This is a genomic window from Pontiella agarivorans (assembly GCF_034531395.1).
Lineage (GTDB): Bacteria > Verrucomicrobiota > Kiritimatiellia > Kiritimatiellales > Pontiellaceae > Pontiella > Pontiella agarivorans.
Map to the genome: position 1 here is coordinate 37,243 of NZ_JARVCO010000002.1, position 24,769 is coordinate 62,011.

At 50.6% G+C, this 24,769-nt stretch carries 17 protein-coding genes; 15 read left to right on the forward strand and 2 right to left on the reverse strand.

Annotation, left to right across the window (positions count from 1 at the left end; translation table 11 throughout):
• Positions 1-317: 317 nt before the first annotated feature.
• The 14 genes from P9H32_RS00155 to P9H32_RS00220 all read left to right on the forward strand — a co-directional run bounded on the left by P9H32_RS00155 (position 318) and on the right by P9H32_RS00220 (position 20,054).
• Positions 318-1,763, forward strand: a complete 1,446-nt coding sequence (locus tag P9H32_RS00155) for a sulfatase family protein (RefSeq protein ID WP_322606828.1) — start codon at positions 318-320, stop codon at positions 1,761-1,763.
• Positions 1,764-1,884: 121 nt separating this feature from the next.
• The gene (locus P9H32_RS00160) at positions 1,885-3,384 is read left to right on the forward strand and encodes a sulfatase (RefSeq protein ID WP_322606829.1); all 1,500 of its coding nucleotides are present in this window, start codon (positions 1,885-1,887) and stop codon (positions 3,382-3,384) included.
• A gap of 44 nt (positions 3,385-3,428) precedes the next feature.
• Positions 3,429-4,784, forward strand: coding sequence for a sulfatase family protein (locus P9H32_RS00165; protein WP_322606830.1), 1,356 nt, complete (start codon positions 3,429-3,431; stop codon positions 4,782-4,784).
• A 1-nt stretch (position 4,785) separates the two neighbouring features.
• Positions 4,786-6,303: an arylsulfatase gene (locus P9H32_RS00170; RefSeq protein WP_322606831.1), complete on the forward strand. Its 1,518-nt coding sequence runs from the start codon at positions 4,786-4,788 to the stop codon at positions 6,301-6,303.
• A 10-nt stretch (positions 6,304-6,313) separates the two neighbouring features.
• Positions 6,314-7,711, forward strand: a complete 1,398-nt coding sequence (locus P9H32_RS00175; protein WP_322606832.1) for a sulfatase family protein — start codon at positions 6,314-6,316, stop codon at positions 7,709-7,711.
• Between the two features lie 24 nt (positions 7,712-7,735).
• Positions 7,736-9,157 carry a sulfatase family protein gene (locus P9H32_RS00180; protein ID WP_322606833.1) on the forward strand — a complete coding sequence of 474 codons (1,422 nt, stop codon included), beginning with the start codon at positions 7,736-7,738 and terminating at the stop codon, positions 9,155-9,157.
• Positions 9,158-9,610: 453 nt separating this feature from the next.
• Positions 9,611-9,898, forward strand: coding sequence for a hypothetical protein (locus P9H32_RS00185; protein WP_322606834.1), 288 nt, complete (start codon positions 9,611-9,613; stop codon positions 9,896-9,898).
• A 471-nt stretch (positions 9,899-10,369) separates the two neighbouring features.
• On the forward strand, positions 10,370-11,800 hold the full coding sequence (locus tag P9H32_RS00190) for a sulfatase family protein (protein WP_322606835.1): 1,431 nt from the start codon (positions 10,370-10,372) through the stop codon (positions 11,798-11,800).
• 10 nt (positions 11,801-11,810) lie between these two features.
• The gene (locus P9H32_RS00195) at positions 11,811-13,340 is read left to right on the forward strand and encodes a sulfatase (protein WP_322606836.1); all 1,530 of its coding nucleotides are present in this window, start codon (positions 11,811-11,813) and stop codon (positions 13,338-13,340) included.
• A gap of 57 nt (positions 13,341-13,397) precedes the next feature.
• On the forward strand, positions 13,398-14,363 hold the full coding sequence (locus tag P9H32_RS00200) for a family 43 glycosylhydrolase (protein ID WP_322606837.1): 966 nt from the start codon (positions 13,398-13,400) through the stop codon (positions 14,361-14,363).
• A gap of 2 nt (positions 14,364-14,365) precedes the next feature.
• Positions 14,366-15,775 carry a sulfatase family protein gene (locus P9H32_RS00205; protein ID WP_322606838.1) on the forward strand — a complete coding sequence of 470 codons (1,410 nt, stop codon included), beginning with the start codon at positions 14,366-14,368 and terminating at the stop codon, positions 15,773-15,775.
• A 118-nt stretch (positions 15,776-15,893) separates the two neighbouring features.
• The gene (locus tag P9H32_RS00210) at positions 15,894-16,943 is read left to right on the forward strand and encodes a glycoside hydrolase family protein (RefSeq protein ID WP_322606839.1); all 1,050 of its coding nucleotides are present in this window, start codon (positions 15,894-15,896) and stop codon (positions 16,941-16,943) included.
• Between the two features lie 223 nt (positions 16,944-17,166).
• Complete coding sequence (locus tag P9H32_RS00215; RefSeq protein ID WP_348534446.1) at positions 17,167-18,390, forward strand: DUF6786 family protein; 1,224 nt, start codon at positions 17,167-17,169, stop codon at positions 18,388-18,390.
• Positions 18,391-18,497: 107 nt separating this feature from the next.
• Positions 18,498-20,054 carry a sulfatase gene (locus tag P9H32_RS00220; protein ID WP_322606841.1) on the forward strand — a complete coding sequence of 519 codons (1,557 nt, stop codon included), beginning with the start codon at positions 18,498-18,500 and terminating at the stop codon, positions 20,052-20,054.
• A 146-nt stretch (positions 20,055-20,200) separates the two neighbouring features.
• On the opposite strand, the gene P9H32_RS00225 is transcribed toward P9H32_RS00220, so the two are convergent.
• Both P9H32_RS00225 and P9H32_RS00230 read right to left on the reverse strand, forming a co-directional pair.
• Positions 20,201-20,845: a response regulator transcription factor gene (locus P9H32_RS00225; RefSeq protein ID WP_322606842.1), complete on the reverse strand. Its 645-nt coding sequence runs from the start codon at positions 20,843-20,845 to the stop codon at positions 20,201-20,203.
• Positions 20,842-22,773 (reverse strand): sensor histidine kinase, encoded by a 1,932-nt coding sequence (locus P9H32_RS00230; protein ID WP_322606843.1) that lies wholly within the window; start codon positions 22,771-22,773, stop codon positions 20,842-20,844. The genes P9H32_RS00225 and P9H32_RS00230 overlap by 4 nt, the downstream gene beginning before the upstream one ends.
• A gap of 196 nt (positions 22,774-22,969) precedes the next feature.
• Here P9H32_RS00230 and P9H32_RS00235 point away from each other — a divergent pair, with 196 nt between their 5' ends.
• Positions 22,970-24,742 (forward strand): sulfatase-like hydrolase/transferase, encoded by a 1,773-nt coding sequence (locus tag P9H32_RS00235; RefSeq protein WP_322606844.1) that lies wholly within the window; start codon positions 22,970-22,972, stop codon positions 24,740-24,742.
• The last annotated feature ends 27 nt before the right edge of the window (positions 24,743-24,769 follow it).

The following is a 24,769-nucleotide window of genomic DNA, read 5'->3' on the forward strand; positions in this document are numbered from 1 at the left end:
CCTGTTTTAAGAAGGCCCAAACGGTCCGCACGGATACCCATCGACTGGTGTTGCATAACGATGGCTTTGTGGAATTGTACAATCACCGCACGCCGGCAAGCAGGGTATATCGGGTATTCCACGTGTTATCCATGTTGTTCCTTTGCATGTACGCATTGAATATAGGCGAACTCCGGAGCTTTTCCAGTTTTCTTGGCGTAATATGAATTCTGAAATTTTCGTGCACCGAAGGACGGTTGGATAGGGGTATAATTTATAAATGGATCCTCTCCATCCCGCCCTCGGGATTGCCAGAGGAATTGTGGCAGGAGATTGCGGTGAGAAGTTCAGTTCTGTGTATTTTATTGTTTGTCGGATTGTCGGTTGCGGCACGTCCTAATGTGATCATTATTTTAGCGGATGATCAGGGCTACAACGATTTGGGGTGCTACGGCTCGAAAACGATCAAGACTCCGCGCATTGATCAGATGGCGCGGGAAGGGATTCGACTGACCGACTATTATGCGGCGGCACCGTTGTGCGGACCGAGCCGGGCGGCTTTGCTGACCGGCTGTTATGCGCAGCGCTTGGCGGAATACGGAAAAGAAAAGGAGTGTCATACGGTCATTGATTCAGGTGAAGTATTGATTTCCGAGCTGCTCCAATCGGCGGGCTATAAAACCGCCTGTATTGGAAAGTGGCATGTGGCCGGCAGTAAAAAGACCTGTATAAAGACGGCGAAAAACGGGAGCGGGCTGGAGCGGTATTCTATGGCCCGCCCGGAAATTATGCCGATGCAGAAAGGATTCGATGTCTACTTCGGCACGCCATATAGCAACGATATGGATCCAACGGTGCTGATCCGCGGTAATGAGATCGTGGAAGAGCTTGGACATGGAGAAAAACAGGCCGGTCTGTCAACGCGCTACACCGATGAGGCGCTCAGTTTCATTGAATCGAATAAAGATGCGCCCTTTTTCCTGTATCTGGCCTTTAATATGCCGCACAAACCGCTGTGGCCGGGTAAAGAATTTGAAGGCAAGTCGGCTTATGGGCGCTACGGGGACTGCATTGAGGAGATCGATTGGAACACCGGGCGCGTGCTTGATAAGCTGACGGAATTGGGGATCGATGAGAATACTTTCGTGGTGTACATGTCGGACAACGGTCCGTTTAAAGCGCATAAGGCGGGCATTCCGAAATTCCTGAAACGGGTACCCGATGCTTCGTACATTCAGGGCGGATGTGCCGATCCGCTGAAAGGACATAAACTCACGTCCAATGAGGGGGGACTGCGCGTTCCGGCCATCATTCGCTGGCCGAAAGGAATTTCGGCCGGGCGGGTGAGCAGTGAATTGGTTTCTGCGATTGATCTTTTTCCGACGATTGTCCGTCTGGCCGGAGCAACGCTTCCGGACGATCGGGTGATCGACGGCGTAGATTTGACTGAATTTCTGACGGGAAAACGCGTTCAGTCCGGGCGGGACCATTTCTATTATTATAAATGGCTTTATCTGTATGCCGTGCGTGACAGCGAGTGGAAATTGGTGATGCCGCGCCCGGCAGTCTATAAAGATATGGCCTGGTATTGCCGCGGCCAGGAGGCCGTCAAAGAACCGACGCTTTACAACCTGAAAAAGGATATCGGCGAGACGGTCAACGTTGCCGCACAGCACCCGGAGGTGGTCAGCCGATTGATGAAGGTGGTTGAGCAGGCTCGGGAAGATCTCGGCGACCGGGCGACCGGACTCGACGGTTCAGGAATCCGACATAACCATAACTAGGTGAAAACAAATGAAATCAAGAACATGCTATGTTGATTTGACGGACACTGACTACGAAAGACACCGGATACCCGAAAGGGGAACGGGCGGTCATTTTTTGTGTATCAGGTGCCTTTGGGGGTTGAAATTTGCTGTGACGGTGCTCATCGTTCTTTCTGCTTTCACGGCTTCAAGTTTCGGCGAGAACCCATCGCGCCCCAATGTATTGTTTATTCTGATCGATGATTTCGGGTGGAAGGATGTTGGCTATAACGGCAGCACATTCTATGAAACGCCGCAAATCGATAAGTTGTCGAAAGAGTGGATGCGGTTTGATTCCTGTTACACGCCGAGTCCGATGTGTTCTCCGACCCGCGCCAGTATTCTGACAGGTAAAAATCCGGCGCGGCATGGCATTACGCAATGGCTGCCGGGGATTGATCGGGCCTATGCGCGGCGGGGGGATACTCCTCGTGTGTATTGCCCGGGGCCGCAATCTCCGACGATTAAGGAAAGTGAAGTGACTCTGGGTGAAGCATTTCAGGAAGCCGGGTACGAAACGGCGTTTTACGGTAAGTGGCATATGGGGGATTTTCCGTTGAGCGGCGGTCCGAAAAATCATGGGTATGATTCGCAGGTCGCGGTGATTGAGCGGAATGGATGCGCTCAGTTTTCCTTTAAGCGTTATTTCAAGCAGGCAAAGCCGGGGCAGAGTTTTAATGATGCTCTGACGGATGCGGCGATTGATTATGTGACGGCCAAAAGGGATAAGCCCTTTTATCTGCATTTGTGCCATTTTGCCATGCATCTTCCAATTTCCACGTCGCCGGAATTGCGTGCAAAATTTGAGGCGAAAAAGAACGCATTGGGCCTGACCACGGCTGAGACGAAACTGGATGATTATGCTCATCATCCGTGGAAACTTCAGCAGGACAGCGCTGAGTATGCAGGTGAGTTATATAATCTGGATTCGAATATCGGCCGGTTGGTGGATGCGCTGAAGAAAAGCGGGCAGTATGAAAATACGATCATCGTTTTCACCGGGGATAACGGTGGCCGTACGTCCACAAAGAGTGAACATGCGACGGCTGTGGCTCCGTTGCGCGGTGGAAAAACGTATGTGTTTGAGGGCGGTTTGCGGACGCCGACATTAATCTATTGGCCGGGGCATACGAAGGCCGGGATGCATACGGATACGCCGATCAATAGTATGGATTTTTATCCGACGCTGCTGGAGATGGCGGGCCTGCCGCTGAAGCCGGAGCAGCATCTGGATGGGCTCAGTATCGTACCGTTGTTTAAAGGTCAACCCGTGGAGCGTGGTGCGCAATATTGGCATTTTCCGCACTACCAGAAGGACGGCAGTTATCCATCCAGTGCGATTCGCGTCGGCGATTATAAACTGATTCATAATTATCATCATGACGATCTGCTCCTGTTCAAGATTTCGGAAGATCCCCATGAAACTAAAAATCTAGCGAAGTCGATGCCTGAAAAAGCGGCGGCGCTGAATAAACAGCTGATGGACTATTTGAAAGAGACCGGGGCCTATCTTCCGCAGCCTCCGACACCGGAGCAGCGAATGAGAAAAAACAAGTCCAGAAAGAGTAAGAACAAGAAGGTTGAAAATCCCATAAAATGAGAGACAGAAGGATGAACTATTTTTTAGCGTTATGGATTGGATGCGTGTTATGGACAGCTTCTGCTGCTGAGCGTCCAAATGTTGTTTTGATTATGGCGGATGATGTCAGTTGGACGGCTTTCGGAAGCTATGGCAATGAAGATTGCAAGACGCCGGTATTGGACCGCATGGCCGAGCAGGGCATTCGTTTTACGCAGTGTTACGGTACGCCGATCTGCACGCCTTCGCGGGTGATGTTGATGACTGGAAAGTATAATTTCCGAAACTACACGCATTTCGGCTATATGAGTCCAGATGAAAAAACGTTTGGGAATCTGTTGCAGGATGCCGGATATAAAACGGCGATTGCGGGTAAGTGGCAGCTGAACGGCCTTTATAATCAGAAACCGGGCTGGGATGACCATACCCGTCCTTTCAAGGCCGGGTTTGATGAATATTGTCTGTGGCAGCTTACAAAAGGTAAAAAAGGGGGCGCGGGGGCCGGTGAGCGTTTCTGGAGTCCGCCGATCGAGCATAACGGGACGTTCATCTCCTCGAAGGAGAATGCGGGTAAATACGGGCCGGATATTTTTGTCGATTTTATCTGCGACTTTATGGAACGCAGCGTGGCCGAGGATCAACCCTTCTTCGCGTATTATCCGATGGTGTTGGTGCACAGTCCATTTGTGCCTACGCCGGATACTATCGGCGATGCGCCTCGAACACAGAAGGCGAATAAGGCCAGGAGGGGATCGAATGAATTCCCGGCCATGGTGAATTACATGGATCAAATCGTCGGCCGGATTTTGGAAAAAACAGAGGCGTTGGGTATCGCAGAGAATACACTCATTATCTTTACCGCAGATAACGGAACCAATACGCGAATTACCACGCGGTGGAACGGGCGGAAAATCAAGGGTGGCAAGGGCGGTATGACGGATACGGGGACGCATGTGCCGCTGATTGCTTATTGGAAGGGGCATACACCGAAAGGAAAAGTACTGGATGATCTGGTGGACTTTACCGATTTCTATCCGACGCTGGCGGAGTTGGCCGGTATCGGGTTGGACGGGAGCGATCCGTTTGACGGCACGAGTTTTCTGCCGCAGATTCAAGGGTTGGAGGGAACGCCGCGAGATTGGGTGTTGTGTCACTATCAACCGTACTGGAACAAAGAGCCGGGCCAGTTTGTGCGTACGGCTGAATATAAGCTCTATGCGGATGGCCGTTTTTATAAGCCGGCCGAAGATCTGGACGAGAAGAACGATCTGGCTCATTCGCTGAAGAGTGAACGGCAGATGGAGATTCATCGCCGCCTGCAGTCGGTGCTGGAAACGGCACCGCCTGCTCCGACTGAATGGGGTTCAGTGAATACAAAAGAGGAAGACCGTGTGATCTATCCTGAGTGGAGAACGCTTTAGTATGAAACTGCGTATAACATTGGTGGCGGCTCTGTCGGCTGTAGGGATTCAGTTGACCGTTCCGGCCGCGAATCAACCGAATATTATCCTGATTATGGCGGATGATATGGGATATTCGGATATCGGTTGCTATGGGGGAGAGATTGATACGCCGAATATTGACCGTTTGGCAGCTGAAGGCATGCGGTTTCGTCAGTTCTACAACAATGCCAAATGTACGACGACGCGGGCTTCATTGATGAGCGGGCTTTACCCTCAGCTGGATAAAAAGGGAAAACCGTTTCTCTCCGACGACATGCTGACCTTGCCGCAGGCGATGAAATTGGCGGGGTATCGTACGATTTTGAGCGGAAAGTGGCATCTGGGAAACAGCAGCGGCCACCTGCCGATCGATCGCGGATTTGATGAAAGTTACGGTCTGTTTGACGGCTGCTGCAACTTTTTTGATCCAGCGCGTCCGATTCCGACATCAAAGAAAAAAAAGGTCCGTTGGTTTGGTCGGAACCGGACGCGGATTACCGAGTTTCCCGCCGACTTTTATGCGACTGACGCATTTACCGATCATGCGCTGAATGAGATCCGCCAGGCGGTTGCGGCGGATCAGCCTTATTTCCTGCATCTGGCATATACCGCACCGCATTTTCCGCTGCATGCCAAACCGGTGGATATCGAAAAATATAAGGGGCGGTATGCGGCCGGTTGGGCGGCGCTGCGCAAGGAGCGTCATCAGCGGATGATTGAGCTGGGAATTATTGCTCCGGATGTAAAACTTTCCGATGCAGATCCTGAGGCGACTGCGTGGACCGGAAGGGCCGAAGATCAGCGATTGATGGAGGTCTATGCGGCGATGATCGACTGCATGGATCAGAATATCGGTCGGGTATTAAGCCTGTTGGATGAAACGGGAACGGCCGAGAATACCGTAATCTTTTTTTTGTCGGATAACGGTGCCAGTGCCGAAGATTATGATGCGGACTACGTGAAGGGGGCCGAGATCGGTTCGGTTGATTCGTATCGAGTGGTCCATCCGAGCTGGGCGAATGCGCAGAATACGCCGTTTCGCAAATTTAAACTGAATGGGCATGAAGGCGGCATTTGTACGCCGTTTATTGTCCGTTGGCCGGGCAACGTTCAGGCGGGCAGCTGGAATGATTCGGTGGCACACATCATCGATATTGAGCCGACTTTGATGAAGCTTGCCGGACTGGATCCGAATACTGATGTTCCTGCCGGTAAACGTCCGCTGGAGGGTGAGGTTTTTCTTGCTGCATTTTCCGGTGAACGGATTGAGCGGAGCAAGCCCTTCTTTATGGAGTTTAAGGGTAATCGTGCCGTTCGGGATGGCGATTGGAAAGCGGCCTATTTCAACAAGACGAAGAAATGGGAACTGTTCAATCTGGCACAGGACCGTTCGGAGTGTGTCGATTTGGCGGCGGACTATCCTGAAAAACTAAAAGCGTTGACAGGCGCCTGGGATCAGTGGGCTGAAAAGCACGGCCGCACCGGGAAAAAGAAATAATAGACGCATCGTGAAAAAATATTGGAATTCAGGTTGGGTTTTTGCGGGGCTGTTGGTGCTTGGATGCGGGATAGTTCAGGCCGCTCCGCGTAAGCCGAACGTGATCATTATTCTGACGGACGATCAGGGGTATGGTGATTTGAGTTGTTACGGCTCGACGAAAATCAAGAGTCCTAATCTGGATCGGTTGGCTGAAGAGGGGCTGCGGCTGACGGGTTTTTATTCGGCCTCCTCCATTTGTTCGCCCTCGCGGGCCGCGCTTTTGACCGGTCGGATGCCGAAGCGAGTCGGTGTGCCGGATGTCTTTTTCCCGTATTCCAACGACGGATTGCCTGAAGAGGAAATTACGCTGGCGGAAATGCTGCGGGCGCAGGGCTATCGCACGGCGTTAATCGGGAAGTGGCATCTGGGCCATCAAAAACGATTTTTGCCGCTGAATCAGGGCTTCGATTCCTACTTTGGGATTCCGTACAGTAACGACATGTCGGTTTCCGCTGATCTGGAAATTTCGCCTCACGTGAAGCTGAACCAGGGCTATACGATGGCTAAATTGGAGCAGGACTGCGCGACGGTTGAGAAAAACTACAAGAAGCTGAAAAACAGGGTGCCGCTGATGCGGGATAATCAGGTGGTTGAATATCCGGCCAACCAGGAAACGTTGACGAAGGTTTATACGCAGGCGGCCGTGGAATTTATTCGGTCTGCTTCTGAACAGCAGCCGTTTTTTCTCTGTCTCGCCCACAGTATGCCGCATCGTCCCTGGCACATTGAAAAGCAGTACCAAGGCCAAAGCGGGGGCGGTCTGTACGGCGATGTTATCGAACAGCTGGACTGGAGCGTGGGTGAGGTTGTTGCGGCACTGAAGGACCAAGGGCTCGATCAAAACACTATTGTCTTTTTTACGTCGGATAATGGCCCGATCGCCAGCGGCGGTTCAGCCGGGCCCTTCAGCGGCACCAAGGCCTCGACCTATGAAGGCGGGCATCGCGTGGCGGCCATTTTCTGGGGGCCGGGGTTGATTCCGCCGAACCGGGTGAGCGACGTCCTGATGACTTCCATGGATATTTTCCCGACTCTGGCGCATTATGCCGGTGCGTCATTGCCGGGCGATCGCATCTATGACGGCGTGAATTTTTCGGCGCTGCTGGAAGGGCGGGAGGCATCAGCGGCTCGGTCTGAGTTTGTCTATTATGTGGCCAAAACGGAGCTGGTTGACGGGATCCGTGTCGGCGATTGGAAATATCTCCTGCGCGGAAAAAGAAGGCCGAAACCGAAGGATATCAAACCACAGCTTTTTAATCTAAAAAATGATCCAGCTGAACAGAATAATCTGATCGGCCAAAATCCGGAAAAGGCGCAGGAACTTGCGCAAAAGATGAAGCAATTTGATGCGCAGTTTAAACCGTAATCGCGGGGTTGTAGGGAGAAGGGTGTGAATATTCGGGTTGCCGTGAAAGTTTTACTGATCAGTGCATTGTTGTTTGCGGGCGGGGCACCGGAAGCGGTTCCGGTTGAAAGGCCTAATGTGATCCTGATTCTGGCCGATGATATGGGCTATGCCGATATCGGCTGTTTCGGCTCCACCAAAAACCGCACGCCGGTGCTGGACCAAATGGCGGAAGAGGGGATGCGCTTTACCTCTTTTAATACGCATGCTGTCTGCGGGCCGAGCCGCGCGGCGATTATGACGGGATGCTACGCGATGCGTGTGGCAGAAACTAAAAATCTGAAAAGGCATCATCCGGATATTCACCGCGATGAAATCATGATTCCAGGATTGCTGAAGCCCGCGGGGTATGCCACAGCCGCGATCGGTAAGTGGGATTTGAACGGGCATAAGAAGGATTATAAATCCAAGGTTTATCCGAGCGATTTTGGTTTCGACTATTCATATGGTCGCCTGGTCGGGAGTAAAGGCCGGGTTTATGAAAATGGACTCGTGACAAAATCGATTCCGTATAGGGCTTCGACCGAGAAGTATACGGATCAAGCTTTGGCGTTTATTGAGAATTATGCGTCACAACCTTTCTTCCTGTATTTGGCGCATGCGATGCCGCATGAACCCGTTCAGCCCGGGGTTGCCTTTGAAGGGAAAAGTGCAAACGGCCGCTATGGTGATGTGATCGAGGAACTCGACTGGCACATTGGTCGTATTATGACGCGACTGAAGGAACTGAACCTTGATGAAAAAACCGTTGTGATTTTCTGCTCGGATAATGGACCGTGGCCGTATTGGACCGGTCCGGAAGATTCCGGTGAAACCGGGCCGTTGCGCGGTCAGAAGACCGAGACGTGGGAGGGGGGCGTACGTACACCATTTATTATCCGCGCTCCCGGTTTGGTTCCGGCGGGGAGGGTTTGCAACGGCATGATCGGAGATATTGACATTCTGCCGACGTTGGCCGCCTTTGCCGGGGTGGAGGTGCCGCACGACCGCATCATTGACGGGCTGAATATGAAGCCGTTGATGACCGGAGCGGTGACGGAGAGTCCGCGCAAAACGCGCTATTTTTATTACGACAGTCATCTGCAGGCGGTTCGATACGGAAAATGGAAACTGATTCTGAAACGGCCAGCCTGTCCCCCCTGGTTGCATGATCAGGGGTTAGGTAAAAATTTCCGCGGGCGCGATGTCGAGGCTGTCGAGGTGCCGCAACTCTATAACCTGGAAGAGGACCTCGGGGAAACAGAAGATCTCGCGGAGCAATACCCGGAAGTTGTCGGGCGCCTGTTGACAATAGCTGCTGCGGCACGGGCGGATGTGGGCGATTACAATCAGGTTGGCGCTGGCGCGCGTTTTTATGATGCAACAAAGCCCCAACGTCCCGATGCCGAAAAATGGGAGGATGAATAAGTCGGAGTATCCTGTTGGTTTCGGATAATACGGCGGCCTTGCTACGGGGCCCTTGTCAGGATACTCCGGAATAAAACCGGCGCGGCAGGTTTTCCGAAGATTAAAACAAGAGAGAGCATCGCAGCAGTGTGCCGCCGAGTATGCCGGAGTGGTTTAGAATGGAAGAAGATGCACCAGGAGTTGAGGAAAAAATCCGCATTGTCCGGGGAATATACGCATTTAGCAGAGAGTCCGGAGCACCGGCAAGTCGCCGAACACTTCAAGACCGGGATGGAGAAGAAACTGAAGACAATACGTGGTAACGATCTTTCTCGAAAAAAAGAAGGTATCCAGGATGCAGTTACGCCGTAATGAGAAGGTGGCTGCTTGTTTCGGGAAATATAACTATCCCGCACCGTGCTCCGGTTGCGCTATGAGGATGCGCTCAAAACAGCCCGGCGGGCCGAGAGCGCCATGACTGAGGAACAGGCGCGTTTTTTCTACGATAATGCCATGTATGGCATGCTGATCGATTTTCGCCCGACGCAGGCGGCCGTGTTGGCCTGGGAGGCCGCAGAGTCTGGGTCGGAAGTCCCGCTGTTGAAGGCGATGGATAAACTTGAGTTGCTGGAGCAGGAAACGCTCAAAGCTGAATTTTATCCATTTGAAAACTGGTATCGGGAGACCTGGATTCGCAGACGACCGCGCTTTTATAATATCCATTACAGTTATCATAAATTACGTGCCTATCTTGAACGATAAAGTAACGGGGAATCTTTTTTCAGAAAGGAGATTTCCAGAGGTTGGAATTAGGAATAGGTAAATTCTGATCCAGAACGATCTTTTCATGCTTCAGCGGGGACTGATGGTCCCTGTAATCTCAAATATGGTTCCTTAGAAGTAACCCTTCCTTTACAAGCGGGGCTGGTACACAGCTTGAGCGGCAGTTTGCAGCTGAGTAAACAGGAAGAAGAATAGGTAACTTCCCGCAGTGTCGTTATTCGAAACAGGGAGCGAGACACATTCTGTTTCGTTGATGAGTCATTTTCATTCAGAGAAAGCGGTGCCTGTGCCGCAAGTTTCTATTTCCGCACTCCAGCTTGTTTACTGCACCCTTCGCATGCGGTGAATTTTTCTCAAGAAATGGCTCCCGCGTGCACCGAAGAGCTCTTGGGCACAGGTATAACTTTATAAATACGCCTCTCTGATTCAGGAGTAGGCGGGGAGGTTGTGGTGAAGGTTTTTGTTTATTGTGCATTGTTGATGGTCAGTATTTCGGCCATTGCGCGCCCGAATATCATTATTATTTTAACCGATGATCAGGGCTATAATGATTTGGGATGTTATGGATCGGAAACCATTAAAACGCCGCGTATTGATCAGATGGCAAAAGAGGGGATGCGACTGACGAGTTTCTATGCGGCCGCTCCATTGTGCGGCCAGAGTCGGTCGGCACTGTTAACCGGATGCTATTCCCAGAGATTGGCCGAATTGGGGGATGAGAAGGAGTTTCATACCACCATCAGTCCGGAAGAAATTTTACTTTCTGAAGTATTGAAAAAAAGCGGGTATATAACCGGCTGCATTGGAAAATGGCATCTTGCCGGCACTCGGCGAAATTGCATTAGTTCGTCAAAAAAAGAGGGCTTCGGTTTAGTGCACCCCGAAATTATGCCGATGCAAAAGGGCTTTGATTCGTATCTGGGGATTCCTTACAGCAACGATACTCCTCCCATCGTTTTAATGCGGGGCAATGAGATTATTGAAGAGCTGGGACGTGGCGAAAAACAAACGGGGATCACGACGCGCTATACCGATGAGGCCTTGAGGTTTATCGAGGACAATCAGCAGGGTCCCTTTTTCCTTTATCTGGCGCACAACATGCCGCATGCGCCTCTTTGGCCGGGCAAAGATTTTGAAGGTAAATCGGAGTATGGCCGCTACGGGGATTGTGTGGAGGAGATCGATTGGAATACGGGGCGCATTCTGGACAAGCTTAAGGAATTGGGGATCGATGAAAAGACCATCGTAATCTACATGTCGGATAACGGCCCGTGGCTCCGGAAGCCAAAGGATAAAGGGGCGTTACGGTTTGTTCCGGATGCATCCTATCTCCAAGGGGGGTGCGCAGATCCGCTTCGGGGATCGAAGATGACCACTTATGATGGCGGACTGCGTGTGCCGTGCATCATTCGCTGGCCGAAGTCGATTGCTGCCGGCCGGGTTAGCGACGAATTGGTTTCTGCGCTCGATTGGTTCCCGACGTTGGCCCGTTTCGCGAATGCTCAAATCCCGACGGACCGAACGATTGACGGGGTGGACCAGAGCGCATTTTTGACGGGGAAATCCGAGCATTCATCGCGTCAGGATTTTTATTATTACAAATGGCTGCATTTGCATGCGGTGCGTTCCGGTGATTGGAAACTGGTGCTTCCGCGCGAAGCTAAACCGGCGGATTTGGGATGGTATAATAAGCATCAGGAAGCTGTCACCGAAACGACGCTTTATCATCTGAAAAAGGACATTGGAGAGACGACGAATGTTGCAAAGCAAAACCCGGAAGTGGTCAGCCGTTTAATGAAAATTATTGAAAAGGCACAACGAGATCTCGGCGACCAAAGCCGTGGAATCGACGGGCAGGGCATTCGTCATACGAATAAATAGGAATCTGATTATGAAAATAAAACTGAATATACTGATTACGGGTTTGCTGATTTTTTCTGCGCAAGGGAAGGTGGATGATTCACCCCGGGAGCGTCTGGAAAAACCCAATATTTTGTTCATATTGATTGATGATTTCGGCTGGAACGATGTCGGTTATAACGGCAGTACGTTTTATGAAACGCCGCGGCTCGATCAATTGGCAAGCGAATGGATTCGATTAGACTACTGCTATACGCCGAGTCCCATGTGTTCGCCGACGCGTACGAGTATTCTGACTGGAAAAAATCCGGCGCGTCACGGGGTGACCCAGTGGTTGCCGGGGCGCGATACCTTTTATGGGTTACCGGATCAAACGGCGAACGTGTATTGCCCGACCCCGTTATCGAAAGGTATCAAGGAGAGTGAGGTAACACTGGGTGAGGCTTTCCAGTCGGCAGGGTATGAAACGGCGTTTATGGGTAAATGGCACATGGGAAAATTCAAGGTAACCGGCGGGCCGGCCAATCATGGCTATGCCTTCACACAAGCGGTGATTGAAGAAAATGGTTGTGACATGTTTTACCCTTTTCGCGGGCATCCTGAATATTTCCCCAATGCTAAAAAGGGCGATAATTTTACTGATTTGCTGACGGATGCGGCGATTGATTTTGTGACGGCCGATCGGGAGAAACCGTTTTATCTGCATTTATGTCATTTCGCGATGCATCATCCCATTGGTTCGAAGCCGGAGCTGCGCGAATATTTTGAACAAAAACGGGCGGCGTTACCGGTATTGGAAAATGATCGGATTCAAACAGACCATATGCATAAGCCGCAGAAATTCCGACAGGATGATCCTGAATATGCCGGAGAGTTGGCAACGCTGGATGAAAATATCGGACGTTTAGTTGATGCTTTAAAAGCCGCGGGGCAGTATGAAAACACGATCATTGTGTTTACTGGAGATAACGGCGGGCGCACTTCGTATCATCGGGAGCACCCGACATCGGTACAACCGCTTCGCGCCGGTAAAACCTTTGTTTATGAAGGCGGACTGCGTACGCCGTTACTGATTCATTTGCCAAAATATTCAGGAACAAAGACGATTGATGTGCCGGTTTCGAGTATGGATTTTTATCCCACGTTGCTGGATCTGGCAGGGTTGCCGCTGAAACCGGAACAGCATCTGGATGGGGTGAACCTCGCTCCTCTGTTTGATGGAAAGACGATTGAGCGCGAACCGTTTGTTTGGCATTTCCCTCATTACCAGCATGAAGGTTCCTATCCGTCCAGCGCGATCCGCATGGGCGATTATAAACTGATTCATGATTATTTTTATGACGACGAGCAGTTGTTTGATGTGGTGAATGATCCGTATGAAAAAAATGATCTTGCTGCACGGCATCCGGAACGGACGAAACGCATGAAGGAGCAGTTGATGGCCTATTTGAAAAATGCGGGAGCCTATCTTCCGGTGGCACCCACTGCTGCTGAAATTGAATCCATGCGTCTGGGCGCGATCAAAGACGCAAAAAAGAACCGTCGGAAAAAAAAGAAGTAACGTCAGCGCGATCTCATAAATTCAATGTCGAAAAAAGGAAACAGGGGAATTTAAAATATGAAATGGATGAAACCGGCAGTGGTATGGGCTCTTTTAACCGCGGCAGGAATGGCTGGCGTTAAAGAAGTGGGTTTTACGACGTCTCCGGCATTTAATATCGGCGTGGAAAAGGGCGTTATGCGCCGCGATCCGAGCGATATTCTGAAAGAGAACGGCCGGTATTATGTTTGGTACACGAAGGGCGATAAATTTGCGGGGTATGATGCGACGATCTGGTATGCCACCTCGCTGGATGGTCACACATGGACGGAGCAGGGCGAAGCAATTGCCCGTGGTGCGGAAGGAAGCTGGGATGAGCAGAGTGTCTTTACGCCGAATATTCTGAAAGCCGAGGGAAAATTCTGGTTGTTCTATACAGCGGTTCCGAAACCCTTTCTCCGGGAGGAAACCAAGACTGCGATCGGGGTGATGGTTTCTGATTCTCCGGATGGACCATGGGTGCGGTGCGGCAGTAACCCCGTGCTGAAGGCCAGTGAAAATCCGGAACTGTTCGACAGTTTTCGCGTGGATGATTCCTGCCTCGTTGTACGGGATGGCAAATACTGGATGTACTATAAAGGCCGTCAATGGGGCAAAACCTCTGCACAAACAAAAATGGGTGTAGCCATTGCTGACAAGCCCGGAGGTCCCTATGTGAAGCATAAAGCCAATCCGCTGATTCAGGGCGGGCATGAGGTGATTGTCTGGCCATACGGCAGCGGCATTGTGGCACTCATTGGACACCGTGGCTCCAAAGCGGTCAGGGAAACACTGCAATACGCCGGTGATGGAATTTCGTTTAAAAAGCTTTCGAGTCTGGAGGGCATTCCCTGGGCGGGGGGGACCTATCGTCCCGAGGCCTTTACGGATAGCAATCAGGGGCGAATGATTGAATGGGGGTTGCAGATTGCCAGGAAGGAAGGCGAACTTCCTTTTCTGGAACGGTTTGACTATAGGTGGGCCGAGTGCGCACCGGAGGAATAATCATGAATGGTTGCCTGATTAAATCGGTGGGAATTGTCCTGCTTGGAATCCTGTGTGCCGGGGCGGTTTCCGCAAAAACTCAGAAACCCAATTTTGTTGTGATCTTTGTTGATGACATGGGGTATGGCGATATCGAACCGTTCGGCTCGAAACAGAATAAGACGCCGGAGCTTAACCGAATGGCTGAAGAGGGTATGAAATTCACTTCTTTTTATGCTGCGGCGCCGCTCTGTTCTCCATCCCGTGCCGCACTGATGACGGGATGTTACCCGAAACGGGTTGGTCTGGATGTCGGCTCAATTCATGCGGTGCTGTTGGCAAAAGATGCCCACGGTCTGAATCCGTCGGAGAAGACGATTGCTGAAGTGTTGAAGGACGAAGGGTATGCGACGGCTTGTATCGGTAAATGGCATCTGGGCGATCAGCCGGAATTTATGCCGAATAATCAGGGGTTCGATACCTATTTCGGTATTCCGTATTCAAATAATATCTGGCCTTTCGAGAAGCATCCAAAGGGAGCGCCGGCCTATCCGCCGTTGCCGTTGATGCGGAATGAAAAAATCGTTGAGATCGTTGAGGATATGGGCGATCAGGCTCAGCTGTGCCGTCGCTTTACGGAAGAAGCCCTGTCATTCATTAAAGAAAACAGGGATCAGCCGTTCTTCGTCTACCTTCCGCATACCTCTGTTCATCATCCGCGAACTGCGCCGGTTGAGTTTCTGAAGCGTGCGGGCAAAGAACAGAATCTGGATGAAGAGAGAATGTTGACGGATAAAAAGTATGCCATGAATCAGCGGCTTCGGGCTCAGGTGGAAGAGCTCGATTGGTCCACAGGCCAAGTGCTGGATTGTATCCGGGATCTGGGATTGGCAGACAATACGCTGGTGATCTTTACTTCGGATAACGGCCCGTCGGCCGGAGGTTCCAGCGGCCCGCTGAAGGGAAATAAAGGAAAGAGTTTTGAAGGCGGTATGCGTGAACCTATGATCGCCTGGTGGCCGGGAACCATCCCGGCGAATACGACCTGCGATGAGGTGGCAACCGTGATGGATTTGCTGCCGACGTTTGCTGCGCTCTCTGGAGGGGCGGTGCCCCGCGACCGTATTATTGACGGGAAAAATATCATGCCGCTTTTGCGCGGCGATGAGGAGGCCACGTCACCCTACCATGCATTTTTTTATCACCGGCGTGATGTTCTTGAGGCCGTTCGTTCCGGGGAGTGGAAGCTGACGGTCAAAGGCGAACTTTATAATCTCGATGAAGATATCGGCGAACGGAATAATGTTGCGGCTCAGCATCCGGAAGTGGTGGAGCGGTTGCGTGGTTATTTGGCTGCGTGCCGTGCTGATCTGAATGATCCGGATCATTGTCGTGCGGTCGGGCATAACAGTAATCCGCAATACCTTGAATGAACCGCACATGTTCTCAGTTATGGAAGGGGGGCTGCAAAAAGTGCAAGGCTCGCGCAAAACTAAAACCCCGGATATCTGCTCTCTCACGGCAATTCATTTCAGGAGTGAAATTTAAAATATGAAATGTCTAATACCGTACTTATTGTGGTCTCTATTTCTGATTTCCGCCGGTCGGGTGATTGCCAGGCCGAACGTCCCCCGGGACGTTGAGAGTTTTGCCGAAAAACTTATTCCCCAAAAACGGATTCTGAATTTGATGGATGAAGGCTGGCGGGTATGGGGCTGTGCTCCGATGTATGGTCCCGAAGGAAAGGTGCATGTGTTTTTTGCACGTTGGCCGAATAAGGAGGAAGGATTCAGCGAGCACCAGTGGGCGGCCGAAGGCCAGATTGTGCATGCCATTGCGGATCATCCTTTGGGCCCCTATAAGGTGCTGGATATTGTCATTGAAGGACGCGGTGGCGATTGCTGGGATGCGACGGGGGTAATCAATCCGCAGATTCATAAGATCGATGGAAAATATGTGCTGCTTTATACGGGGGCCCGGGACGGGGATATTGCCACGCAGGGCGTGGGTATGTTGACAGCTCCGTCGCTTTATGGTCCGTGGAAAAAGATCAGTGATAAAAAGGCGCTGGTTGAAACCTCGGATGATCCGAATGCGTTTGACAGCATGATGTGTAACAACCCGGCCCTGATTAAGACGCCGGATGGACGGTATTTTATGTATTACAAAGGGCGTTCCATGGCTGATCTTGAAAAGGGGAAGGCCAAGCGCCGCATCGGACTCGCCATAGCCGATCAATTGGAAGGTCCATACGTCAAATATAAGGGCAATCCCGTCTATAATCCGTCGCCCAAAAATTGTGAAGACCCCTACGTTTGGTTTGAGGAAGGGACGTTTAAAATGCTGATGGCTGATAAGACGGTGATTGAGCGTCATGCCGGCATATATCTGGAGTCATTCGATGGTATTCATTGGTCGGATCCGGTGAAGGGTTATCCCAGTCCGATGACGCTGTGCGGAAAAAAGCAGCGATTGGAAACGCCGATGCTTTTGATGAAAGACGGGCATCCGGAATACCTGTTCTGCAATCGTGGAGAAGCGAATGACGACCCCGTATACAGTGGATTTGTATTCAAAGTTGAACGTGCCGGAGGGCAATAATGTTGCGTTTGAAAATATCAGTTTAATCGTGGCTTTCACCGTTGTCTCATCTTTATTTGCGCGTTCGCCCGATATTGTACGCATTCTTGCCGATGATGGCCTATTTTGACCGGGACGGTATGGGGCCGGCCCAGACAAAGAGGAAAAATAAAAAAAGAAGTAGGGAATAAGGAGACCGATTATGAACACACGAATGAAACCGAATGCCTGTTGTGTGAGTATCATGCTTCTTCCGGTTTTGTTGCTTGGGTGCGCGACTCAACCAGGAGGATTTACAGATGATGTGGCGTTTATGAAAAAGCATACCGAGATCATTCTTCTGAAAAAGGGCAAAGCCGCGGTTGCGGTGGCCCCTGATTATCAGGGACGGGTGATGACCAGCGCGATCAACCGGAAGACCGGCGATGGATTTGGCTGGATCAACCGACCGGTGATTGAAACGGGCGTGCTGCCTGAAAGCGAGCGCAAGGGGAAACTGGAAGAGCATATTCATATTTTCGGCGGCGAGGAGCGTTTTTGGCTGGGGCCGGAGGGTGGACAGTTCGGGTTCTATTTCAAGCCGGGTTCGGAGTTTGTATTTGAAGATTGGACGACGCCGGCGGCGATTGATACCGAACCCTTTGAGTTGGTCGTGAAGTCGGCCGATCGCGCGGTTTTCCGGCGTGACTGTGAGTTGACAAATTATAGCGGTACAGTTTTCACGATGGGGATCGAGCGTACGGTTCGGCTGCTGGATGCAGATGCCGTGGAGGATTCCATTAATCAATCCGTGCCGCAGGGCGTGGAGTTTGTCGCCTTTGAAACAGATAACCGTTTGACCAATCGGGGAAAAACAGCGTGGAAGGCGGAAACCGGTTTGCCATCGATCTGGCTGCTGGGTCACTTCAGTCCTTCGCCGAGTACCACGATTGTGATTCCTTTTGAGTCGGGGCCTGAACGTGCATTAGGGCCGAAGGTGAACGGCACCTATTTCGGCAAAGTTCCTCCGGAGTATTTGACCGTAGAAGATGATGTGCTCTTTTTCCGGGGCGACGGTACGCGGCGCGGTAAGATTGGCGTCAGTCCGGAACGTTCAAAAGGCGTGGCCGGGAGCTATGATGCCGAGGGACAGGTCTTGACGCTTTTGACCTATAATCAGCAGGCGGCTCCGAATGGATTTGTGAACTCCATGTGGGAGTTTCAGAAAGAGCCGTACAAAGGCGATGTAATCAATTCCTATAATGATGGATCGCCGGCACCGGGTAAGCCGCCGCTGGGCCCGTTTTATGAACTGGAAACTTCTTCGCCTGCGGCCGCTCTGAAACCGGGTGAAACGATGCAGCATATTCAGCAGACCATGCATTTCCATGGTTCGGAAGAAGCGCTGGAACCATTGGCCCGCAATATTCTTGGGGTTGGGTTGCAGGATATAAAAACGGTAAATCAAACGGGATCGAACAGAAAATAGGTGAGTTTGAGTTCAGGAATCGACGTTGATTGACGTCATTATGCGGCTGAACGGCGGTTGTTGATTCGTCTTATGGCTTACTGGCTTCTGAGAATAAGGGAAAATAAATGAGAAATAGACTGATCGTGCTGGTGAGCATGCTGGCGGGACTCGCTGCGGCTGAGCGGCCCAATTTTCTGTTCATTCTGGTGGATGATCTGGGCTGTCGGGATCTGGGCTATGAAGGCAGTACTTTTCATGAAACACCGAATATCGATGCGCTGGCGGCATCCGGCATGCGGTTTAATCAGGGTTATGCGGCCTGTTCGGTGTGCAGTCCTTCGCGCGCGAGCATTATGACCGGGAAAGCCACGCCGCGTCATGGAATTACGGATTGGATCGGTTCCGAAAGCGGAATGGACTGGGATCGGGATGATCAGGTGCTGCCGGCAGAATATGTGTGGAACCTTCCGAAGGAGGAGATCACAATTGCCGAGGCGATGCGCGACGCCGGATACGAAACTTTTTTCGCCGGGAAGTGGCATCTCGGAACCAAAGGATCCTGGCCGGAAGACCATGGGTTTATGACGAATATCGGTGGCTGGGATAAAGGGTCGCCGCGGCGTCACTATTTTTCTCCCTACAAAAATCCGGCATTGGAAGATGGTCCGGCGGGCGAATCGCTGACGGAACGGTTGGCACGGGAAACGGCTGAATTTATCGAGTCGCGCCCGGATAAACCGTTTTTTGCGTTTCTGTCTTTTTATGCCGTGCATGGGCGGATTCAAACTACGGAAGAACTGTGTCGGAAATATCAGAAAAAAGCGGCGGCCATGGGGCTGACCGAAAACGATACCCGCTTTAAATTTGATCGGCGTTTGCCGGTGCGGCAGGTGCAGGATAACCCGATCTATGCCGGGTTGGTGGAAAGCATGGATTCCGCGGTCGGACTGGTGATGAATACGTTGAAGAAAACCGGGCTCGATAAAAATACCGTGGTGATTTTCACTTCTGACAATGGCGGCGTTTCATCCGGTGACAGTTATTCAACGAGCCTGCTTCCCTTTCGCGGGGGAAAAGGTCGTCAATGGGAAGGCGGCATTCGTGAGCCGTATCTGATTTATGTGCCGGGAATGACGCATGAGGGAGAGGTTTCGGAAGAGCCGGTGATTGGAATGGATTTTTATCCAACCATTCTGGAGTTGGCCGGACTCCCGCTTATGCCGGAACAACATGTGGATGGCGTCAGTCTGGTTCCGTTGTTGAAGGGGGAGTCTATTGCGGATCGGGATTTGTTCTGGCACTACCCGCATTACGGGAATCAGGGGGGCGAGCCGTCATCAATCATTCGTTCCAGGGATTGGAAATTAATCTATTACCACGAAGACGGGCGGTGTGAACTTTATAATCTGAAGAACGATATCGGGGAACAGACCGACCTTGCCGCGCAACAACCGGAGCGGGTGGCTCTGTTTCAAAAGAAGCTGAATGAGTGGTTGGCGGAAACCGGGGCAAAGTTTCCGGCCCGTGATCCGCGTTTTACGCAGGAAGCATTTGACGCAAAAATTGAAACAGCCCGGACTTCGTTCATGCAGGGACTTGAGAAGGAGCACGCAGCTTGTCTGGATGAAAACTGGGCGCCGGATGAAGGTCCGTTGCCATGGTGGGGCAGTAAGGGGAAATGACCCTGCCAGAGTGTGCTCTTTCGAGCGTATTTTTTATGGCGGAGCAAAGCGGTAAGGACGGTCACCGTAAAGGGTGATTGATGAGATCCCAGGACTTAAGAGGAGTGTCTTTCACATGCTGATGTCTTGTGTGTTGACCGCCTGTATCAAATTAGTCCTTTACGAATGGCGGCGGCGACGGCGGCGGCGACATTGGGCACCTGCATCTTTTTGTATATCCGTTCTGTCTTTTTGGAAACAGAGCGGTAACTCAGGTTCAGGCGTTCGGCAATTTCTTTCTTGATATACCCCATTGCCAAAAGTTCCAGCACTTCCAGTTCGCCGCTGTTTAAAGGGTTTTTTACGGGAAGTTTGTCGGAACTTAACGCGTTAAAAATCATACGGGAAAGTTGTGGGTCTATAATACCGGCACCGTCATGAATATCCTGAATGGCATCACGGATTTCGGTGATTGAGGAGTCTTTGAGAATATAGCCGGCTACACCCAGCCGAATAGCCTCCAGTGTCGTGAGATAGTCATCGTCTTGTGTAAGCACAAGAATATCCGCATCCGGTAAAAATTTCCGAAGCATTGGAACGAGTGTAAGGCCGTTTTTCCCTGGGAGGTGCAGATCGAGCAAAACCAGGTCTGCCACCGGCGGTGCTGTACTGGTTAATGCGGTCATACATTTTTCGGCAGAACCGTAGACCGCGGAACAACTCATATTATGAGAAATTTCGATCATCGTCATGAGCGATTCGGCAAACGCGGGATTGTCTTCTATGATCAGTATTTGAATGGTTGTGCTCATCGTTTTACCCTTAAAGTCAGAGAAATCCGGGTTCCCAGTTCACGGGACGACTCCAACTCCATCTTACCCTTCATTTTTTTTGCCCGTAGTTCCAGATGTAGAAGAGGCAGGTTGTCGGGATCGATTCCACAGCCGTTATCCTGAAGAATCAGTTTTACATTCGCCCTGTCCCTCATTGTACTGATTCGTACTTCGGTTGCATTCGCATGTTTAATCGTATTATTCAGCACTTCTTTAATGAAAAGAATCAGATTCCATTGCTGAATAGGTTTTAACCCATTGAACGCTTCAATTTCGCTCATCGCAAAAGAGGTTTTAATCGGGCCGAGCATTTGGTCTGCGATGTGGCGAATTTGGGATTCAAAACTAATTCTTTTATTTTTCGGGTTTAGAATTTTTATGAAGCGGCGGGTGTCCCGAGCCGTCATTTTCGCCGTCTGTGTGGTGGAGTTTAATAATTTTTTCTGAAGTGCAGTCGGCATTTCGATGAGCTCGCTTAACATCTCAACGGAATGAGCAATGCTGCTGAGATTGGCTCCTACTTCATCGTGGAGATCGCTGGCAATCTGATCACGCATATTCGCCCAATGACGCTGATCCAGCAACCGTACAACCCAGATCATCAGCGCCAGAATAATGGCCAGTCCCACCGCCGCGGCGGCCACGGTGACAACGCGGTTTTTTTCCTGAATCAAGGCGAGATCAAGTTTGGCTTCCAGGAATTTTTTCTGCCGTTCGAGCTCTTTCTTTCGCGCATAGTCAATCAGCCATACCCGCAATGGAACAATCTGGCCGTCATTGGTGAGTCCATCTGTAAGAATGTCGGGATTGGGCTTATAAGGTTTGTCGTGTTCATACGTATTGGCAATAGGACTGATATTCCGCACCAGATTTGTTCCCCGATGCAAAAATTCAACTTCGCTTAAAAAGATTCTTTTTTGAAGATTGGGCCGCGTTCCAAGGTGACCATTTGCAACTGTAAGTCGTAAATAGCGCGCGTGAACAGGCGGCAGGCGCTTCATATAAGGCGTTGACCCGGGCGCTGGAAGTTCTTCTGCGTTTTGAAAAATAAGTTCTGGAGCCGGATCTTCAGGGTACTTCAGAACCTCGAGTTTAATGTCTTTCGGAAATCCGAAGCCAAGGTCGTAGGACTGAACATATTGAAAGTTAATAAGAACCGGCCAAAGCCGCAGCTCATCAATTGTTCTTTCTTCTTTCAGGTCAAAGATGAGATCGACTTGCTGCGAAAAGGAGCGGAATTCATGACGGTCAACCGTACTGGTTCGGTCTGCCGGTCTGTAGTACGTATGGCCATCCACTAAACAGGGGGTATTCCATATTAAATTTTTTTTTCTCGGTTTGGGAGCGACGACCTGAGCGTTCAGCGCCGCATTATATTCCCCGGCAAATGCAAAAATTTCTCCAAATGCAAGAAAGGCTTCCTCGGCTATCCGGGTTGTTGTGACCCTGATACCGACTATCGGTTTAGCATCCGGGCAGAAAAAAAGCTGTGGTTCAATACCCTGAAGTTCATAATTCGTATTCCGGTGATCTGCAATCACTTCAGTGGTTCCATCCTGGAATATTCGTTCGATATAAAACCGTTCAGGAAATCCAATCGGGCTCAACGTAATGCCATCCAGCGGATAGATCGCCGGAACAAGAACCACTAAATCAACCGACACCTCTTCGCTGAACGGTACCTCGATGGTCAACTTCTGATCTAGCGACTCAAATAGCTGCGATTGATATCCCAGTGTTGTCGGGCTGCCGACCGGTCCCGTTTTCGGCAGTTTGTTCAATTCTGCTTGAATGATTGAGAGTTGGTCAATCATCCGGTCTGACTTGGTGTTTATCCAGTTGCGTACTGAAGCCTGAGCAGACGGAATGAAGACAGATAGAACAAGACCATATAACGCAATGAACACTCCTGATCGGTCCCGTGATATAGGAAAGGAAAACTTCTGAAGGGGCCCCGTACTGAACATATATCTAATAATGCATGGAACCCCATGCGATGCAATCCTGTTTTAAACGCTTCAATGGGGGGTATTTGCCCCCCTTTTTTTGCAGGTAAACATATAGAATTATGCTGGGGATAAATTGGGAATAGCGGGAGATGCAATGAAGTTAACTGAATGGAAGAGCGTTTTGTTTCTGTGCTGCGCAGTAATGTTTGCGGCAGAAACTTTTGCGGGCCGGAAAACAACGGCCAACGGGAAAAATCTGATCTGGATTATCACCGATGAGCACAATTTACGGACGTTAGGCTGCTATCGGGATTTGATGTCGCCGGACCAAGCCTATATGTGGGGCGAGGGGAATGCCGTGGAAACGCCCTATATTGATTCATTGGCGGAAAACGGAACGCTGTTCAGCCGAATGCATGCCAGCACTCCGACCTGTACACCTTCACGAGGTTCAATGTTTACGGGGATCTACGGGCATAATCTGACCGTGCATAACAATTCAACCAAAGTCGGAGACGGGAAATATCTTCGTTCGGATATTATAACGATCTTTGATGTGTTGAAGGATGCCGGATATCTGACGGGTTATGCCGGGAAATGGCATTTGGGAGAACATCACCCGCTGGAAGAAAAACGGAAACATGGAAAGTGGTGGGAACCTTACCCTCTGGACGATCCCAGTGATTCTTATGGAATTATCCATAATAAATTTATGTTCAACGGCGGCCATGAAAAGTGGTACGGCATGGTTGAGAATGGAAAACCGGCCAAGGCTAATGGGCTTGATACACCGACAACGGATGGTGATCCGTATTTGGTCTGGGTTCGGGAACCGAAACTTGATCACTATAAAACTGAAAACGGTGAGCGGTTTGATGACCGGATTCATGATGAAAAGGTGGATGGAAAGCTGCCGTTTTATTCTGATGGGAACACCACAACAGTTCGATTTCAGACGGATTGGTTAGTTGATCGGGCCAAAGAGTTTATTTCTGACTTCAAAAAGGATGATGCCTATTCCTCGTTTTTCTATGTGCTCAGCATTCCGGATCCGCATTCGGGAGATCGGGTTCGCGCTCCTTATAATTCCATGTACACGAATATGGCGTTTGAATTGCCGAAAACATGGAACGATCCCAATCATAATCCTGAGAACCCCTATAAAGCCGATGCGAACAATCCAAAATGGATTGAAGCTGATGGAAAGGCTGCTGATGTACATGATTCCAGGGACAAGGGCTATTATACTATTCAGGATAATATTGCGCAGTATTTCGGCATGGTGAAGTGTATCGATGATAATGTCGGCCGCCTCATAAAGCATCTCGAAAAGGAGGCCCTGCTGAAGGATACGGTCATTCTCTTTACTTCGGATCACGGGGATCTTTTTGGTGAACACCGTCGGGTCAATAAAGGAACTCCGCATGATATGTCGCTGCGAATTCCATTTGTTCTGGTGGACGGAAGCCAGCTGGTCAACCCAGTGGTGAATCATAATCCGATGGTGCCTCGGGGAAAAGTTATTGAACAGGCGGGCAATACGATTGATTGGATGGAGACGTTTTTGAGTTTGCTGGAGGTGAATCCTATTCCGGAAACACCGGGACGCGATCTGACTCCGTTGTTTGATCCGGAAAACCTTGCGGACTGGAATGATGTAACAGTAACCCGGAAATATTGGAATGCAGCTGTGGATTCACGTCATAAGCTGGTCATTGATTTTTACGGTAAAGAGACTTGGCTGCTGGATAATGAACGCGACCCTGATGAAGTGATTAATTTCATTGATGATCCCGCCTATGATCCCGTTGTCCGAAAACTAGCCAAGGCCATTAAGGTCTATATGGTTGAAAATGACTCCCCGGATAAAGAGGTAAGTGAAGAAATCGAACGCCTGCTTTCCCGCTCACAAAGATCAGATATTTAATGATTCTCGGAAACATGAATTAAACAG